General features: G+C 50.5%; 15 protein-coding genes and 1 riboswitch. Of the genes, 5 read left to right on the top strand and 10 right to left on the bottom strand.

What is annotated here, in order from left to right; genetic code table 11:
• Position 1 precedes the first annotated feature (1 nt).
• The 6 genes from modB to htpX form a co-directional block, all read right to left on the bottom strand.
• Complete coding sequence (gene modB / locus ACTTK7_RS04545; protein WP_462866181.1) at positions 2 to 655, bottom strand: molybdate ABC transporter permease subunit; 654 nt, start codon at positions 653 to 655, stop codon at positions 2 to 4.
• An 18-nt stretch (positions 656 to 673) separates the two neighbouring features.
• A complete protein-coding gene (gene modA, locus ACTTK7_RS04540) occupies positions 674 to 1,447 on the bottom strand; it encodes a molybdate ABC transporter substrate-binding protein (RefSeq protein WP_462866179.1) in 774 nt (257 codons plus the stop codon).
• A 36-nt stretch (positions 1,448 to 1,483) separates the two neighbouring features.
• Positions 1,484 to 2,503: a ThiF family adenylyltransferase gene (locus ACTTK7_RS04535; protein WP_462866177.1), complete on the bottom strand. Its 1,020-nt coding sequence runs from the start codon at positions 2,501 to 2,503 to the stop codon at positions 1,484 to 1,486.
• 17 nt (positions 2,504 to 2,520) lie between these two features.
• Positions 2,521 to 3,429, bottom strand: coding sequence for an EamA family transporter RarD (gene rarD, locus ACTTK7_RS04530; protein WP_462866175.1), 909 nt, complete (start codon positions 3,427 to 3,429; stop codon positions 2,521 to 2,523).
• A gap of 124 nt (positions 3,430 to 3,553) precedes the next feature.
• Complete coding sequence (locus tag ACTTK7_RS04525) at positions 3,554 to 4,123, bottom strand: copper resistance CopC family protein (RefSeq protein ID WP_462866173.1); 570 nt, start codon at positions 4,121 to 4,123, stop codon at positions 3,554 to 3,556.
• A gap of 187 nt (positions 4,124 to 4,310) precedes the next feature.
• On the bottom strand, positions 4,311 to 5,210 hold the full coding sequence (htpX, locus tag ACTTK7_RS04520; protein ID WP_462866171.1) for a protease HtpX: 900 nt from the start codon (positions 5,208 to 5,210) through the stop codon (positions 4,311 to 4,313).
• 230 nt (positions 5,211 to 5,440) lie between these two features.
• Between htpX and ACTTK7_RS04515 the strand changes: the two genes are divergently transcribed.
• The 4 genes from ACTTK7_RS04515 to egtD all read left to right on the top strand — a co-directional run bounded on the left by ACTTK7_RS04515 (position 5,441) and on the right by egtD (position 10,722).
• Positions 5,441 to 7,384 carry an aconitate hydratase gene (locus ACTTK7_RS04515; protein ID WP_462866169.1) on the top strand — a complete coding sequence of 648 codons (1,944 nt, stop codon included), beginning with the start codon at positions 5,441 to 5,443 and terminating at the stop codon, positions 7,382 to 7,384.
• Positions 7,385 to 7,461: 77 nt separating this feature from the next.
• A complete protein-coding gene (locus ACTTK7_RS04510; RefSeq protein ID WP_462866168.1) occupies positions 7,462 to 8,346 on the top strand; it encodes an SDR family NAD(P)-dependent oxidoreductase in 885 nt (294 codons plus the stop codon).
• A 115-nt stretch (positions 8,347 to 8,461) separates the two neighbouring features.
• Positions 8,462 to 9,763, top strand: coding sequence for an ergothioneine biosynthesis protein EgtB (gene egtB, locus ACTTK7_RS04505; protein WP_462866166.1), 1,302 nt, complete (start codon positions 8,462 to 8,464; stop codon positions 9,761 to 9,763).
• Between the two features lie 2 nt (positions 9,764 to 9,765).
• Positions 9,766 to 10,722 (top strand): L-histidine N(alpha)-methyltransferase, encoded by a 957-nt coding sequence (egtD, locus tag ACTTK7_RS04500; RefSeq protein ID WP_462866164.1) that lies wholly within the window; start codon positions 9,766 to 9,768, stop codon positions 10,720 to 10,722.
• A 29-nt stretch (positions 10,723 to 10,751) separates the two neighbouring features.
• Here the strand turns inward: egtD and tenA are convergent, their stop codons facing one another.
• Positions 10,752 to 11,423, bottom strand: a complete 672-nt coding sequence (tenA, locus tag ACTTK7_RS04495; RefSeq protein WP_462866162.1) for a thiaminase II — start codon at positions 11,421 to 11,423, stop codon at positions 10,752 to 10,754.
• Between the two features lie 14 nt (positions 11,424 to 11,437).
• Positions 11,438 to 12,706, bottom strand: coding sequence for an acetylornithine deacetylase (locus ACTTK7_RS04490; RefSeq protein WP_462866160.1), 1,269 nt, complete (start codon positions 12,704 to 12,706; stop codon positions 11,438 to 11,440).
• A gap of 70 nt (positions 12,707 to 12,776) precedes the next feature.
• A riboswitch (TPP riboswitch) is annotated at positions 12,777 to 12,879 on the bottom strand.
• Between the two features lie 110 nt (positions 12,880 to 12,989).
• Here ACTTK7_RS04490 and ACTTK7_RS04485 point away from each other — a divergent pair.
• Entirely contained in the window at positions 12,990 to 14,600 is a 1,611-nt protein-coding gene (locus tag ACTTK7_RS04485; RefSeq protein WP_462866158.1) for an FAD-dependent monooxygenase, read from the top strand.
• Between the two features lie 224 nt (positions 14,601 to 14,824).
• On the opposite strand, the gene ACTTK7_RS04480 is transcribed toward ACTTK7_RS04485, so the two are convergent.
• Together ACTTK7_RS04480 and ACTTK7_RS04475 are read right to left on the bottom strand one after the other, a co-directional pair.
• Positions 14,825 to 15,343, bottom strand: coding sequence for a GrpB family protein (locus ACTTK7_RS04480; protein ID WP_462866157.1), 519 nt, complete (start codon positions 15,341 to 15,343; stop codon positions 14,825 to 14,827).
• 90 nt (positions 15,344 to 15,433) lie between these two features.
• The gene (locus ACTTK7_RS04475; protein ID WP_462866155.1) at positions 15,434 to 16,912 is read right to left on the bottom strand and encodes an aldehyde dehydrogenase family protein; all 1,479 of its coding nucleotides are present in this window, start codon (positions 16,910 to 16,912) and stop codon (positions 15,434 to 15,436) included.
• Positions 16,913 to 16,940: the final 28 nt, after the last annotated feature.

Raw genomic sequence — 16,940 nt, 5'->3', positions numbered from 1 at the left:
CTTAATGTTCCCGGTTTAAAAGGTAGGTTAAACCGAGCAGCAGAAAGGAAATAAATATACTGATGCCGACGTACGTATACGCAAGGTTCATTTGATTCGACTCAATGGCCACGTAAATGGCCGTCGGCATCGTTTGTGTAACGCCTGGAATATTCCCGGCAAACATCAGCGTAGCTCCGAACTCCCCCAGAGCTCTCGTAAAACTGAGCACAAACCCTGTCATGAGCGCACGGCCGGCAAGAGGCATGGCAATGTTGATAAACACGCGCCACTCTCCCGCTCCGTCCACTCTTGCAGCGGCTTCAATATTGGAATCAATTGAACCGTAGCCAGTTTTTGCCGACTGAAACATCAAAGGGAACGCAACGACCGCCGCGGCTACAACGGCAGCAACCGGCGTGAAGATAATCGAATTTTGAAACACTTGCTCATATACGCTGCCGATCCAGCTGTTTGTTCCAAAAACAATAATAAGCAAAAAGCCGGTCACCGATGGCGGCAGCACGAGCGGAAGCATCAGGCACGTTTCCGCGGCCAGCTTCCCCCGGAAATTTCTGACGGCAAAAACTCTTCCAAGCATCGCGCCGGCAATGAAAACAAGGACCGCTGCAATGCTTGCTGTCAGCAGAGACAGCTGTATGGGAAACCAAAACATCAGGCACGCACGCTCCTTTTATTCCGGATCTGAAAAGCCGTACGAGCGCAAAATGTCCTGGGCTTCGCTGCTTTGCAGATATGTCATAAACTCCCGGCTTTCTTTTTCGTTTCCGTTCCCTGCAACAGCTCCGCCGTAATAGTGAATGGCCGAGTACAGGGAAGGATCAATTTCTTCAAGAACCCGAACGTCGGCTCCACGCGCATCCGAGGCGTACACAAAGCCGACCGCTGCATTGCTTCTTTCGACAAGTGTTAACGTGTGCCGCACATCTTTGGCAAAAACCATCCGCTCCTGTACATGCGCCCATTCCTCCATCGAAGTGAGTGCCTCCTGAGCGTATTTTCCGGCGGGAGCCGCTTCGGGCGTTGCCAATGCTATCCGGCCGCTCCCATCAAGCACGCTCCGCAGATCTTTTGCCTCACTGTTTTCAGGCACTACTGCCACCAGCGTATTTTCCGCAAAGGCAGGATTTTCTGCCTCCACCATTTTATTTTCCTCTTCAAGATCGTTATAGTGCGAAGCGGAGGCTGACAAAAAAACATCTGCCGGACCGCCGCGCTCAATCTGCTGCTTTAGTGTTCCAGAGCCGCCGTAGTTAAAGGCCAGTGAGATATCCGGATGCTCATTGGCGAAGCTTTTCTGCACCTCTGCAAGGGCGTCCTGAAGGCTGGCCGCTGCTGAAACCGTCAGCTCGGCCTGCTCTTCGTGCTGCCCGGCCTGCGGGCCGCCGCTGCAGCCCTGCAGAAGAAAAATACCCGCTCCTGCTGCCACGAAGGGTTTCCAGTTCATATTGTCCGTCACCTCCCGTCGATGGATTGTTTCAGGCTACCCGAGCAGCTGGGCGTACCACCGCTTGGCTTCCTGCACGTCGCTCGTACCGTGAATGAGGGCCCGGCCGTCCTGGAATAAAACAATGCGCCGCGTTTCGGTCTGTACCGACAACAGATAAGGGTTTTTGCGCACCCTCCAGTTCCGGCTTTCCCAATCGCGCTCCAGCCGCTCGAAGTTCAGCTGTCTGCTTTCCCCCGGCCGGATCTGTACCGTATCCCTGCCGCACAGCACGCTCGTTTTATTTGAATGTTCATATGTTAATGCCGGGTATATCGCTTTTTCCCCGCACGACAGACATTCCGGGTCTTTACTGCTCTGCAGACCGACGGAAAACTGCTGTTGGTTCCAAAGATCAAAATAATCCAGGGTCACCGGGAGACTTTCCCCGTCACCGACCAGTATTTTCAAGGCTGCGGCCGTCTGCTTTGCCGCCACTGACTGCACAGCCGGAGCGATCACCCCAACCGTATCGCACGTCTGCCCCTGTGAAGGAATCTTTCTCCATACGCAGCGAAAGCAGGGCCTTTCGCCCGGCAGAAACGGGTGAACCATACCGATACTTCCCACGCATGCCCCGTATATCCAGGGCTTATCGTATTTTCTAGCTGCATCATTAATCAACAGCCGGGTATCAAAATTATCCGTGCCGTCAATGATAAGATCTGTCTCTGCAGCCTTCGCTTCGATCCATGTAAAATCCACATCCACTACTTCCCCGTGCACTTGAACCCCGGAGTTAATCTCACGCAGCCGTTTTTCTGCCGCTGCAGCCTTAGGCATCTGTTCTGCGGCATCCTTCTCCGTATACAGCTGCTGGCGCTGCAGATTGCTGTACTCTACGTAATCACGGTCTGCGATCGTCACCGTACCAACACCAGCGCGTACAAGCATCTCCGCTGCCGAAGCCCCGAGCGCCCCTGCACCAACAATCGTTACAGAGCTTTGATTTAACTTTTTCTGGCCCGCTTCCCCGATCGGTGAAAACAGCTGCTGCCTTGAATATCGATCGTCCATGCTTTTTCTCCTTTGCTTTAATTATTTACAGCTGCTTCAGTTTTTCTGCGCTGCATATGGATACGTGTGCGGGAATAGGTAAACAGGGCAAGTCCCGCCCAGACGATTAAAAAGGCCGTAAACTGCTGGAAGGAAAAAGGCTCCCTAAATAAAAAAACACCTAGTATCAGCATAATCGTCGGCGCAATATACTGCAGAAATCCAAGCAGGGAGTAGCTGATCTTTCGTGCTCCTGAGGCAAACAGCAGTAATGGAACAGCTGTGGCGGCACCGGCCCCGAAGAGCAGCGTCCACGTGCCTGAATCATAGGTGGAAGCCGTTTCGCCCGAAAAAAACATTAAAAAAATCAGGGCAAATGGTGCTGCCAGAAACGATTCCAGGGTTAGGCCTGCCCATGCCCCGAGCGCCACAGTTTTTTTTATAATACCATAACAACCAAATGATAACGCCAGAATAATTGAAGCCCACGGAAACTGGCCATAGGAAATAGTGAGTACAAACACCCCAATAAATGCGAGCACGACAGCGGCTATTTCCATGCGGGCAAGTCGTTCTTTTAAAAACACCGTGGCCAGTGCCACATTCACAAGCGGATTAATATAATAGCCAAGGCTTGCCTGAATCACATGATCTCCATTCACCGCAAAGATAAAGGTAAACCAGTTAATCGTAATCAATAAAGCGGCTCCGGTAATGGCCACTGTCGTTTTCACCGAATGAAAAGAGTGGCTGATTTCTCTCCATACCCCTTTAGCGCGCCCGATCAATACGATAAGTACAGCCATAAACAAAAAAGACCAAATTATACGGTGGGCGAGTACATCAATCGCCGGAACATTGTTAAAAAGCTTCCAGTACAGCGGGAGAAACCCCCAGAGTACGTAAGCCGCCACTCCTGCTGCAATGCCTGTCTGCTGCTCTCTCATCTGCATCTCCATCCTCTCTTCACCCATTATAGCGGACAACGGTGCCTCTCTGGCAAACAGGAACGGCTGAAGCCGTTGAAATTTTTCTGTCCATAAAAAAACAGCTTCGAGGGTATCGAAGCTGTCAGCTGTTATTTTTACGCTCTCTGTTTCTCCATAGGATGATCGTAAATGCGGAAACAATAGCCACTCCGAGCGTTCCCATAAACACCATGCCAGGAATATTCGGCCCTGCTTCTTCTGCTTCTGCTGCAGCCTGTTGTTCGGCTTCAGAAAGAGAGCTTTCTCCCGTCCGCGCTTCTAATTCCTGCTGCCTTTCCTCGAGGGGCTTATTGCTGCTCAGGCTGAAATTCGTGCCCCCCTGCACTGTTTCCCCGTCTTCGCCTGTTACACTGTAATTCAGTACGTAGTTTCCATTTTCCAGTACGCTTTCAATGCTGGAAACTACAGTACGGCCGTCTTCACTGATTTCGGGCTCTGACATTTCAATCTCATCGCCGGTTTCTACAAGCAGGTACATGTCTTCCACACGGTCAATTTCTGTATCGAAAGTAAGCTCGAGGCGTTCGGGCACTTCTAAAACAGAATCTCCATCTTCAGGACTTGAGGATTCCAGCGCAGGTGCTGCAAACGCCTGGTAAGGTGAAGTAATGAAAAATAAAACCGCGAGAAGACCAAAAAATTTATATTTCATAGGACTTCTCCTTTCAATAAATAAATCACTCTACTCTTTATATCATGATATAAAGCCAAATTCGAACGATATCATTTACGTTTTTGTGTCAATTTTATATTTCCCGGGCAATCATTCATTTCTGCTGGCATCCCCCGGGCATAAAAAAACCGGATGCAGGAAGCGCATCCGGGAAACATACTTATATTCAGCTTTGTTCTAAACGGCGGATCCGGTCTTCAAGCGGCGGGTGCGATGAAAACAGCATCGCAGCAGCTGACGGCTTGTTGTTGATTTTAAGCGTCTGCATGGAGGACTGCTCCGTATCCACCCGGTCTACATAGTTCTGCAGTGAACGAAGAGCGTGAGCCATTTTGTCTCTTCCGGCAAGATCCGCCCCTCCGCGGTCTGCGTGGTACTCACGGTAACGGGAATAGGCCGCCACCACAATACTTCCCAGAATCGAAAAGAGAATTTGAAACACGATAATCGCCAAAAAGTGAATGATCGGGCGTAAATTTTCGTTTACAAATCTCGATACCGCAAAGGCTACGACGCGTGCGAGGAAAACAACGAATGTGTTCACGATCCCCTGAAGCAGGGTCATAGTGATCATATCGCCATTGGCCACGTGAGCCACCTCGTGGGCAATAACTCCTTCGACAGCGTCATCGTCCATCGATTGAAGCAGCCCGGTTGAAACCGAAACAAGCGACCGTTTCTTGGTCGGCCCCGTAGCAAACGCATTCACTTCAGCAGACTGATAGATCCCAACCTCCGGCATATGGGTCAGCCCTGCGCGCCGGCAGAGGCGGTGAACTTTTTCCACTACCATTTTTTCAGCCTGGCTTCCCGGATTCTCCGGATCAATCACTTTGACGTTCATTGCTTTTTTCGCTATAAATCTCGACATCGCCAGTGAAATAAATGCACCGGCAAAGCCGATAACGGCACTGATAATTAACAGCGGCACCAGATTCAACGTTCCGGCTCCGTAGTTGTAAGCACCCAGGTTAACACCAAACAAACTCAGTATTGAAAACACGATGACGATGGTTAACAATACCATCATGTTCGTTAACAGAAACAACATGATTCTTTTACCCATGGCTTTCTCTCCTTTTTTTTAACGCTTCGGTTTTTCTTTTATACAGTTGTTTATACGCAGGTGTGCCCGGAATGGTTTCATTCTTCTTAATAATATCACACATTAAAAATTACACGAAAAGAAAGATTTCTTGTTTACAAGTTTTTCTTAACAGGTATAAAAATAGAGAGCATGTTTTCATTCAGAAAGAATTAACACAATTGGAATTCTTACGAAGGAGGACACCATTTATGGCACGAAACGTCGCACAAAAATTAATCGAAGAACACCACGTCTCCGGAGAAATGACTCCCGGCGAGGAAATTGGAATGAAAATCGACCAGACCCTCACCCAGGACGCAACGGGTACAATGGTAATGCTTGAGCTTGAAGCCATGGGAGTGGAACGGGCGCAGACAGAAGCTTCCGCCCAATACGTAGACCACAATATCATTCAGGAGGACAATAAAAACCCGGATGACCACCTGTTTCTTCAAACAGCGGCCAAGCGCTTTGGCATGCATTTCAGCCGTCCCGGTAACGGTGTAAGCCACCCGGTACACATGCAGCGCCTTGCCCGTCCCGGACGGACTCTTCTCGGATCAGACTCTCATACATGTGCCAACGGCTGTATGGGGATGCTGGCCATGGGGGCCGGCGGCATTGAAGTAACTATGGCCATCGCTGGAGAGCCATTTTTCGTTAAAATGCCTCAGGTATGGGGCGTAAAGCTTACCGGCAAGCTTCCGGACTGGGTAAGCGCCAAGGACGTTATTCTCGAGCTTCTCCGCCGCCATGACGTTAAAGCCGGGGCCAACAAGGTCATTGAATACTACGGACCGGGCCTTGAAGACCTGAGCGCTATGGACCGTCACGTTATTGCGAACATGGGCGCCGAGCTCGGTGCTACCGCAAGCGTGTTTCCATCAGACGAGGAAGTAAAGCGTTTCATGGCAAGCCAGGACCGTGAAGACGAATGGCAGGAGCTGAAGGCTGACCGCGGCGCCCAGTATGACATCGATGAAGAAATCGACCTGTCCTCTCTCGAGCCGCTGATCGCCAAACCGTCGAGTCCCGGCAACGTAGTACCTGTCCGGGAGATTGCCGGAGAGCCTATTTTCCAGGCATATATCGGTTCATCCGCAAACCCCGGCTACCGGGATTTTGCCATTGCTTCTGAGATTGTCAAAGGAAAAAATGTGCATGAAAATGTAAGCTTTGATATTAACCCATCTTCAAGGCAAATGCTGACAGATCTCGTTTCCAACGGCCATATTGCCAATCTTTTAAGCGCCGGCGGCCGGCTCCATCAGGCGGGCTGTAACGGCTGTATCGGTATGGGGCAGGCACCGGCCACCCATAAGAACAGTCTGCGGACGACTCCGCGGAACTTCCCCGGACGCTCCGGTACAAAGGAAGACCGCGTCTTTCTTTGCAGCCCTGAAATAGCTGCTGCTTCTGCGCTCTACGGTGAAATTACTGATCCGCGGACCCTTGATATGGAGTATCCGAAGGTAGGTGAACCGGATGAGCCGACCGTCGATTTCCGGCTGCTGCAGGAGCCGCTGCCTTACGAAGAAGCGAAAAATGTAAAAATCGAAAAAGGCCCGAACATTGCTACCCTTCCGGAAATGGAAGAGCTGCCGGACCGTATCGAAGTGCCAGTTCTGCTGAAGCTTGGCGACAACTTCTCCACCGACGAGATTCTTGCCGGCGGGGCACGTGTGCTTCCGTACCGCAGTAATCTTCCGGAAATCAGTAAGTTTTCATTTGAAATTACCGATGAAGACTATTACAACCGGGCAATGGAAATTAAAGATGATACCGGGCACGCTATTGTCGGCGGATCCAACTACGGCCAGGGCTCAAGCCGTGAGCACGCAGCCCTTGCACCACGCTATCTCGGCCTGCGCGTCGCCCTTGTCCAGGACTTCGCCCGTATCCACTGGCAGAATCTGGTGAACTTCGGCGTGCTTCCAATCACGTTTGAGGATGCTGAAGATTATATGAAGATCGATGCCGGCGATACCATTGTACTTGAGAACCTGCGGGAAAATATCCAAAACCATAATACGTTTGAAGCCACCATTAAAAACAAAAACGAAACCATTACCGTGCGCCATGAAATGTCGAGGCGCCAAATTGACATGATGCTTCGCGGCGGTTTGATCAACTGGGTACGCGCAAAACAATAACGGTACCGGCGGGGCAGACGCTTCTTTCCAGGAAGCGCTGCTCCTTTATGTTTGATGATTAAGGGAGGCCTTCATTGATGGAAAACAAAGCAGAAAATCAAAGAACTATCCTGCTGACCGGTGCTACTAACGGCATCGGCAGAATCGTTGCAGAAAAACTGGCGGCTGAAGGGCATACCTTATTGCTGGTGGGACGAAAAGAATGGAAAGGCAAGGAGCTGATTAGCGAACTGGAGCAGAAAACCGGAAATTCGAAGCTTCATTTTTATCAGAATGACCTTTCTCTTCTTCACGAGATCGAAATACTGGCAGAAAATGTAGCAAGGGAGTATGGCCGGCTTGACGCTCTGATTAATAATGCCGGGGCTGTCTACTCCTCCCGCGTTTGGACAGAGGAGCATCTTGAACGCACCTTTGCCCTGAATTACCTTGGGGTATTTTATCTGACTGAGCTTCTTCTCCCTCTTCTTCGCAAGAGCTCTGACGGGCGGGTAGTAAATGTTTCTTCTGCTGCCCATGCCATATCCAGGATGAACTTTCAAAGCCTGCAGGGCGAGCAGAAGTATAACGGCCTGAAGCAATACGGTCTGGCGAAGCTGTCATTGCTGCTGTATACGTATGACCTGTCTCAAAGGCTCCGCCATGAAAATATTAAAGTGAACGCGCTCCATCCCGGCAACATTTCCACTGGGTTCGGCCTGAATAATAAAAATGCCTTTTACCGGGGGCTGAACAAATTCACCAGTATGTTCGGTGACTCTCCGGAAGAAGGAGCTGACCTGGAAGTATCGCTTGCTTCAGGTGCCCGCGGCTCTCAGGTAACTGGCAAATACTTTACGAAAAAAGGAATTACGAGCTCTTCGAGTGATTCCTATTCCACAGCTAATCAAAAAAAGCTGCGGGAAATCAGCGAAGAGCTTGTTTATCACTACACCGGAAGAGAGCTTCAGAAAGAAGCCTAAAAAATACCAGCCTAAGGGAATGCCTTCGCGGGCATTCCTTTTTTCGCTTTTCTGTCTTTCCGCATTGTTTTGCCCTGTTTTGAAGCGGGTATTTAACCTTCATGTGCATGTACTTATGCACCATTCTATTTATTCTGAGGAGGAATTCCCCATCGTACAGGCGAAGGCAAATGCCGCAAAAGCTGACTTTACCGAACGTTTTACGTCTCTGCGTCAACAGACGATGAAGCTGACCGAACCGTTGTACACCGAAGACTTTATGATTCAGGCGCATCCTGACGTCAGTCCGGCGAAATGGCACCTGGCCCACACGACCTGGTTTTTTGAGCAGTTCATTCTTAAGCCGTACGCTGACCATTATGAAGAGTTTTCAAAATTCTCCAACGGCTTGTACAACTCCTATTACGAAACGCAGGGAAAGCCGTTTCCGAAGCAGTACCGTGGACTGATTTCCCGGCCGACGACCGAAGACACCATGGAATACCGGCGTCATGTGGAGGCGGCCATGGAACGTTTTCTCCAGGAAGGCCCATGGAACGAAGAGATCGCAGAATTAATGGAAACCGGCCTGCAGCACGAGCAGCAGCACCAGGAGCTGTTAGTCACTGACACAAAATTCAACTTTTCGATGAATCCACTTAACCCTGCCTACCTGGAAAATGATTCTTTTGCTGAACAGGGCGGGACACCTGAGCTGGAATGGCACGCCTATGAAGACGAGCTGACGACTATCGGCACTGACAATCTGCATTTTTCCTTCGATAATGAACGCCCGGAGCATAAATTTTATCTGCACGCCTTCTCTATCGCCTCAAGGCCTGTGACCAATGAAGAATATATTCGTTTTATTGAAGACGGCGGCTACGAAGACCCTGAGCTGTGGCTTTCCGAAGGCTGGGGCATTGTCCAGGAGCAGGACTGGAAGGCACCACTTTACTGGCAGAAGCAGGGAGGGATATGGTTTTACTTTACGATGAACGGCCTGAAAGAGGTGCGCCTTCATGAACCAATTGCCCATATAAGCTATTACGAAGCAGATGCCTATGCCCGCTGGGCCGGAGCCCGTCTCCCTACCGAACAGGAATGGGAATATGCTTTCCGCGCCTCCGGAGCAGACGGCACGTTTCTTGAGTCTGAAAGCTACCACCCAAGACCCCTTCAGTCGTCTCCCAATGCATACGGGGACGTATGGGAATGGACACGCAGCCCTTATTCCCCGTATCCGGGCAACCGTCCGCCGGAGGGTGCCATGGGAGAATACAATGCCAAATTTATGAGTAACCAGATGGTGCTGCGCGGCGGATCATGCGCGACTCCGCAGTCGCACATCCGCTCCACCTACCGTAACTTTTTCCCTCCGGAAAAACGGTGGCAGTTCAGTGGGCTGCGGCTTGCCAAGGACGGGGTGCAGAAATAGCTATGGCTGACTATACTGTATTGGATTTAAAGCCTTCGCTCTCCTCTCTGGCTGAAGACGTTCGCACCGGACTGGCTGCCGACCCTAAGAGTATCCCCCCAAAGCATTTCTACGATGAGCAGGGAAGCATGCTGTTTAATGAAATTACCCGGCTGCCGGAATATTACGTGAGTCGGACCGAGGCCTCTGTTTTATCTGACTACGGGGAAGAAATTGCTGAAAGTATTGGAGCTTCCTCCCTTATTGAGCTGGGAAGCGGAAGCTTTGATAAAATCCGCTGCCTGCTTCCCTTCCTATCGGAGGCAGTGAGCTATACCCCCGTCGATATTTCGATTAGTGCCCTGCACGATACCGCCGCCCATGTAAAGGAAGCCGTGCCGGATATGCAGGTGTCGGGCGTATGTGCGGACTATACAAAAACGATGTCTTTTTTAAACAGCAGCAAAGACCAGCCCTCCGCTGTCTTTTTTCTCGGCTCCACGATTGGAAACCTGGATCCGAAGGAGGCTTCGAAATTTTTACAGAAGCTCGCTTCTCACATGAATCCGGAGGACAGCCTGGTGGTAGGCGTCGATTTGAAGAAGGATCCGGTCGTGCTGCACCGTGCCTATAACGACGAAGCAGGCATTACCGCTTCCTTTAATAAGAATCTGCTCCACCGCCTGAACCGGGAGCTTGATGCTGGTATCAACACCGGCCATTTTGAGCATGAAGCTTTTTACAATGAACGGCTCGGGCGGATCGAGATGCATCTGCGCGCCGAAAAGCCTTCCCTGTTCTCGATCGGCGGCGAAACGTTTACGATGCGTGCCGGCGAGACGATCCATACAGAAAACAGCCGGAAGTTCACTCCGGAGGAATTCATGAATCTGGCCCACCAATCCTCCTGGGAAACCAATGACTGGTGGACGGACGAAAATGAATGGTTTGGCGTATTTACGCTTTCCCCTCAAATATAAGCAAAGCCCCCGGCGGACCGGGGGCTTTTTTATGTCTGCGGCCAGCCTTCCTGCCGGTACGCCATTTCCCAGAACAAATACTCAAACCGGGTCGTCGTTAAAAATATATCTTCAATCTTTCTTTTTTCCGCTTCAGGTTTGTTTTCTGCCAGACGGTCGAGCATGCTGATGCCCCAGTCTGCGAGCTGCTGAAATTCATCATCGCTGTACATCTGCACCCATTCACCGTACAGCTCATGCTCCAGCGCTCCCGGCCACGTACTGAGCTTTCTTCCAATTTCTGCGTAGCTCCACATGCACGGGAGCACAGCCGCAAGCAGCTCAGCCAGGCCTCCGTTCTGCCCTTCATGCAGCATATATCTTGTGTACGCAAGTGTGGTCGGTGCCGGTTCTGCCTGCTCGAGCTCCTGTTCGGTGATGCCAAGCTTTTTCGCATACTGGCGGTGCAGGCTCATTTCTTCATTCATGGTGGCATCCATTACCTTCGCAAAAGCCCCCATAGTTTCCACGTCTTCGGCTTTAACAGCGCCAATCGCAAACAGCTTCGCATATTGCACAAGATAAAGGTAATCCTGAATCATGAAATAACGAAATTTTTCCTTATCGAGGGTTCCCCGTCCAAGCTCTTCCACAAATGGATGCGTATGATTCTGCTCCCACACTGGCAGCAGCTTTTCCTTTAAATCGTGAGTGAATGACATTAGCCTCATCCTTTCTATTCCTTCAGAGTATGTGACCACTTATAAATAAAAGACAATACTATTTTTGTGAACGTAACCAGCTGTTCCACTTCTACTTTTTCATCGACTGCGTGTGCTTCCTCAAGCGTTCCCGGACCAAAAATGGCGGAGGGGATTCCAGCATCCGCCAGCCATCCTCCGTCTGTGACAGTAGGAGAGGTGTTAATTTCTCCTGCTTCATAGGTAATGGCTTTAAAGGATTCCATTAACTGCAGACTGCCCGGGTGATTGCTCTGAACCTCAAGGGAAGGAAATATTTCTCCTCTGTCTTCTATCATTGATTCTCCTCCCCAAATAAATGTTGGAGGGTTCTCGCGAAGCCACGGATCAGCTTCAGCCACTTTACGAAGATGATTTTCTACTTCTGAAGCCACTGTTTCATGGGTCTCATCCGGATAAAAATGCACCGTGATCCAAAGACTGCATTCATCGGCTATAAATGCAGCATTCCTTCCTCCTTCAATGACTGCCGGATTAATGGTGTTCGTTCCAGGCTGAAATCCTGGATAACTTTTCCGTACTGCCCAGTCTCTTTCTAAACTCTGTAAGCCCTCGATAAGTATCATCATTTTTTCAATAGCACCTGCCCCGAATTTTCCGCCTCCAGCATGAATCAGATTTCGGCGCATAGCGTCATGATGTATTTGCTGACTTTTCACGGTAACCCAGCCTGTAATAACGCCTCCCTGACCCTGAATACTAAGATTACTCGTGTCTGCTACGAGTGCATAATCAGCAGTATATCCCCTTCGGCAGCATTGAAGTGTACCGGCCTCACCTACTTCTTCACCCACTACCGATTGCACAATAACGTCGCCTGGTAAATCAATTTTTAGCTCATGTAAAATATCAACAGCTAAAAGTAAGCCTGCAAGCCCTCCCTTCATATCGGCTGCTCCTCTTCCATAGAGCCATCCGTCCTTCACCACCGGATCGAAAGGATCAAAACTCCAGTCCTTACGCGATGCTTCCGCTACATCTATGTGTCCATTTAGGATTAAGCTGTTATACCGGTCCCCCTCTTTTCCGGTTTTTGTGCCTACTACGTTGGGGTCTCCGTTAAAAACCTCCCATTTATCAATCTCCCAATTACGCTGCTGCAGATAATCCGCTATAAATTGTTGAGCATTCGCTGTATTACGGGCCGGGGGTGCCATCGTATTAAATTGTATTAAGTTTTTGGCCAGGTCGGTTAATTTCTGCCTGCGCTCTTCCACCAATTTTCCCCAGTTAGGTTCTACCATAAGCCCTCCTTGTTTTTAACCTATATAAAAAGCCGCTTCTTTTAGAGAAGAAGCGGCATAAACAACCGGTGTGTGTCCCTTCTTTCTTCCCTCCGCCAGTACTATCTGGATCAGGTGCTAAGGGTCAAGGCACTTAAACCTCTCTCAGCCATCAGGCTCCCCTAGAAAGCATTAATTTCTTATTATTCAAACATATTTCGCAAAAGGTTGCAAATAAGCACGTGCATGAGGCAGTCCTCTGCAGGGTATACTACAAGTATACCGAAGGGAGCGTGATGAATTCATGAAAACCACGAATACCGATGTATGCATTGTTGGGGCAGGCCCCGTAGGCTTGACTGCCGCCAATACATTAAGAGCACTCGGCATCCGCGTCCGGATATTAGACAGAAAAAGCTCTATTTCTCCCTTTTCCAAAGCGTTCGGCATCCAGGCGCGCACCCTTGAGATGCTCAGCCTGATCGGTGCGCTCCGCTCCTTCCTAAAGGAAGGCTTTCCCATTACTGATGCTACTGTTCAGCCTGAAGGCAAATGGGCTTCCAGAGCCTCCTTTGCTTCGCTCGATACGCCTTTTCCCTTCATGCTTATGCTGCCGCAGTCAGATACAGAGCATATTTTAAAGAAGCAGCTTCGGGAAGTTGGCCAGTTTATCGACTGGAACACTCACTGCGAACGAATTATCCAGTACAGTGACCACGCCGAGGTGGAATGCTCCACCGAAAATGGACACGAATTAATCCGCGCTTCCTACGTGATTGGCTGTGACGGTCCTCACAGTACAGTACGTGAGAACATGAATGTCTCATTTCCGGGCGGCAAGCATGAAACCATTTATTTTCTGGGGGACGTTACGGTGGAAGGACTTCCACTTTCCAACGATATTTCCTCATTCATTACCGAGCGCGGCGTAGCTGCTTTCTTTCCCTTCCGTGATGAAACGTACCGGGTAATCACCATCGATCACGCCGAACAGAACCGTGAGCACCGGGACGATCTCCCTCTGGAGGATCTTGAAAAAAGCGTACGGCGTATTACCCAGCAGCCGGTACATTTCCCAAGCGCCTCCTGGCTTTCCCAGTTCGGCACGTCCCACCATCAGGCTGATGCCTACCGGGACCACAGGCTGTTTCTCGCCGGGGATGCTGCCCATCTGCACAGCCCGTTTGGCGGTCAGGGGATGAACCTCGGCATGCAGGACGCGGTCAATCTCTGCTGGAAATTGGCGTGGGTGCTGCGCGGCCGTTCGGATCCTGCCCTTCTCGATACGTATGAAGAAGAACGGTACGCGGTCGGACGCAAGACCATTCGAATGACTAATACGGCGATGCAGGTGATGACCCATTCCCATACCCTGATTCCCCGCCTGCTGGCGAACCCTGTCAGTGTGCTGAGCAAAAGCAGTTCGCTGCAGAACCTGCTGACCCAGCGCCTCGCCAATATTGACATCAGCTATCAGAACAGGGCGTCGTTTGCGAAATTCCAGCACCGGGGAGAAATGATTCCGGCCGGATCCCGGGCATTGCCGGCACGGGTTCTTACCGAGGAAGGAGAACACGCAGACGTGATGGATTTTCTGCACATTCAGCAGTTTTCCTGCCTGTTTTATATCGAAGACGAGCAGGAGCTCCATCAGCTCGATGAAAGCATCCAGGAAATGCGCCGGCAGTATGGCCCATCCATTCTCATTCTCGTTGTTCAGCGCAAGGGCATACTCCGGACCTCGAAGCCAAATATCCACCATCTGTTTGATTACCGGCGAGATCTCGCCGTCAAATGGAAGCTGCCAACGTTTTCAGCTGTGCTCATACGTCCGGACGGCTATGTTGCTTTTGCCGAGCACCCGGTCCGTACCGGACGATTGATGAGAAAAATTCACACCGCTTTATATCAGTAGCTTCTTTCATCCGAACCCGTTTCCCAGCCGGCTGTGGATAATTTCAAAAAACACTTCAAAGACTGTCCACAAGCCGGCGTCTCATTTCAGTAAATTCTCTGTCATCAATACCTTCAATCGAAGCAGGCCTTCGATTATTTTTATGCTCTTCCCCTTACCCCAGCTGGACACCATCCCCATTGTGTATATGTTTGTGGACGGTTTTGTCAGTCGTTTAAAAACCGTCAGTTTTTCCTTCTGTTTGTATTCCAGGAGAGAGCCTCCTGTTCAAGCCTCTGCACGACGGCATGCTTTTCGTCCATATATCCAGACGGGCTGTGCGGGTGCCTCCCTGCAGCCTGCTTTTTAATGATTTCATATTCCTTCGCCTTTGCCGGAAAAGAGCGTAAATAATCACGGAGGGCAAGATGCCGCCCGCTGCCTTCACTTTCTTTTTCAAACACGTGCACGTGAAAGCGGCGGATATATTCGCCTTTATAATAAAAAGCCCTTCCTTCAATACCGTGCTCTCCTTTTCCCGTATATCCTAGTCCTTCCAGACGGTCCTCGGACCACATAGAAAGCTCGTGCGTTTCAATAAGAATATCGATAATTGGCTTTGCCGCAAGACCCGGAACACTAGTGCTTCCTATATGATAAATATGATCTCCCGGACTGCCGGCTTCAAGCTCCAGAAGCTTTTGCTCATGGTAATAATAGTCCTGCCACTCCCTTTGCCACGGCACGATCTGTATGGTTCGCATCGGATCACTCCCTTTCAAAAATCTTTGCTTTACTCAAACTTTAGCATAAAAAACTGCCCTGGAAGCCTCCAGGACAGCTGCTTGATCTCATTATTCAGGAATATACGGCAGATCCCGCATTTTCGGTACATTGATGACGTGAGGGGTTACGTAGCCGAGAAGGCCTTCTTTTCCGTATTCGCGGCCGATGCCGGACTGCTTGACTCCGCCAAACGGGTAACGGACGTCGAGTCCCTGCACAGCAGCGGTATTGACCATCGTAGTGCCTGCTTCAATACGGGCTGCAACTTCGATGGCATGGTCCTCTTCTCCCCATACCGAGCTTGTAAGGCCGTAAATGCTGTCGTTCGCCATTTTCACTGCTTCATCCACCGTCTCATAAGGGACGATCGGCACTGTCGGTCCGAACTGTTCCTCCTTCACAATGTCGTCCTGCTGGTCCGCGCCGAGCACCAGGGTCGGCTGCAGGAAGTACCCCTGTTCAAACAGCTCCTTATCCACAATGTGGCCGAGCGGGATAACGTCCGCGCCTTTTTCAGCCGCATTATCCACAAGGCTTTTCACAAAATCCAGCTGCTGCTTGTTATTGAGCGGTCCGGTTGTGACCTGTTCATCAAATGGACTGCCAATTTTCACCCATTTATTGGCTGCTTCCTGATACTTTTCCACAAACTCATTGTACAGGGTGCGAGGTACATAGATTCGTTTGGCGATCATACATATCTGGCCGGCGGTCAGGAAGTTGGAGATAACCATGCGGCGCATTGCGCGCTCATCGTTTACGTCAAAGTCCGGCAGCACTACGGCAGCATCGTTGCCGCCAAGCTCAAGCGTCATATCCTTGATTGTATCCGCGGCCGATTTCATAATTTTCTTCGCAGTTTCCGTACCACCGGTGAAAGCAATTTTATCCACATGTGCATTGGAGGTAAGCTCTACGCCGACCTCAGCTTCGCCGTGGACGAGATTCAGCACTCCGTCCGGGAATTCTTTGGCAATCATTTCAACCACCAGACTGACGGCATGTGGAGCAAACGGGCTCGGCTTTGAGACGACGGTATTTCCGGTCAAAATCGCCGGAGCAATCTTGATTGTAGAAAGCGCAATCGGATAGTTCCACGGGCTGATGGCAGACACTACGCCTATCGGCTCCTGACGGATGATTGTTTTGCCGCCCTCGCCTTCGTCCACCTGGTCGGCGATCGTTTCTTTTACCGTCTGGCAGGCGTACTCCATCCACATGATCGAAACCGCCATTTCGCCTTCTGCGTCGTAAACCGGCTTGCCGTGTTCCTCCGCCAGTGTTTCAGCAAGCTCCGGCGTGCGGTCCTTCATTGTTTGGATGGCGCGTTCCATCCGCTCGATCCGCTCTTCCACCGGTACTTCCTTCCATGCAGGAAAAGCAGCATGGGCCGCTTCAATGGCTTGAGCTGCCTGCCCAGTCGTCGTTTTCGGCACATAGGCCACGATTTTTTTCGGGTCAGCCGGGTTTTCCCGTTCCATATATTCGTCCGCGTCCACTTGTTTTCCGTTAATCCATGCATATAATGTTACTGATTCGTCTGCCAATGCTGACTCCCCCTTAGAAACATTTTTA

The sequence above is a fragment of the Marinococcus tarijensis genome (assembly GCF_054971385.1).
This window is presented reverse-complemented; position numbering and strand designations above follow the sequence as displayed.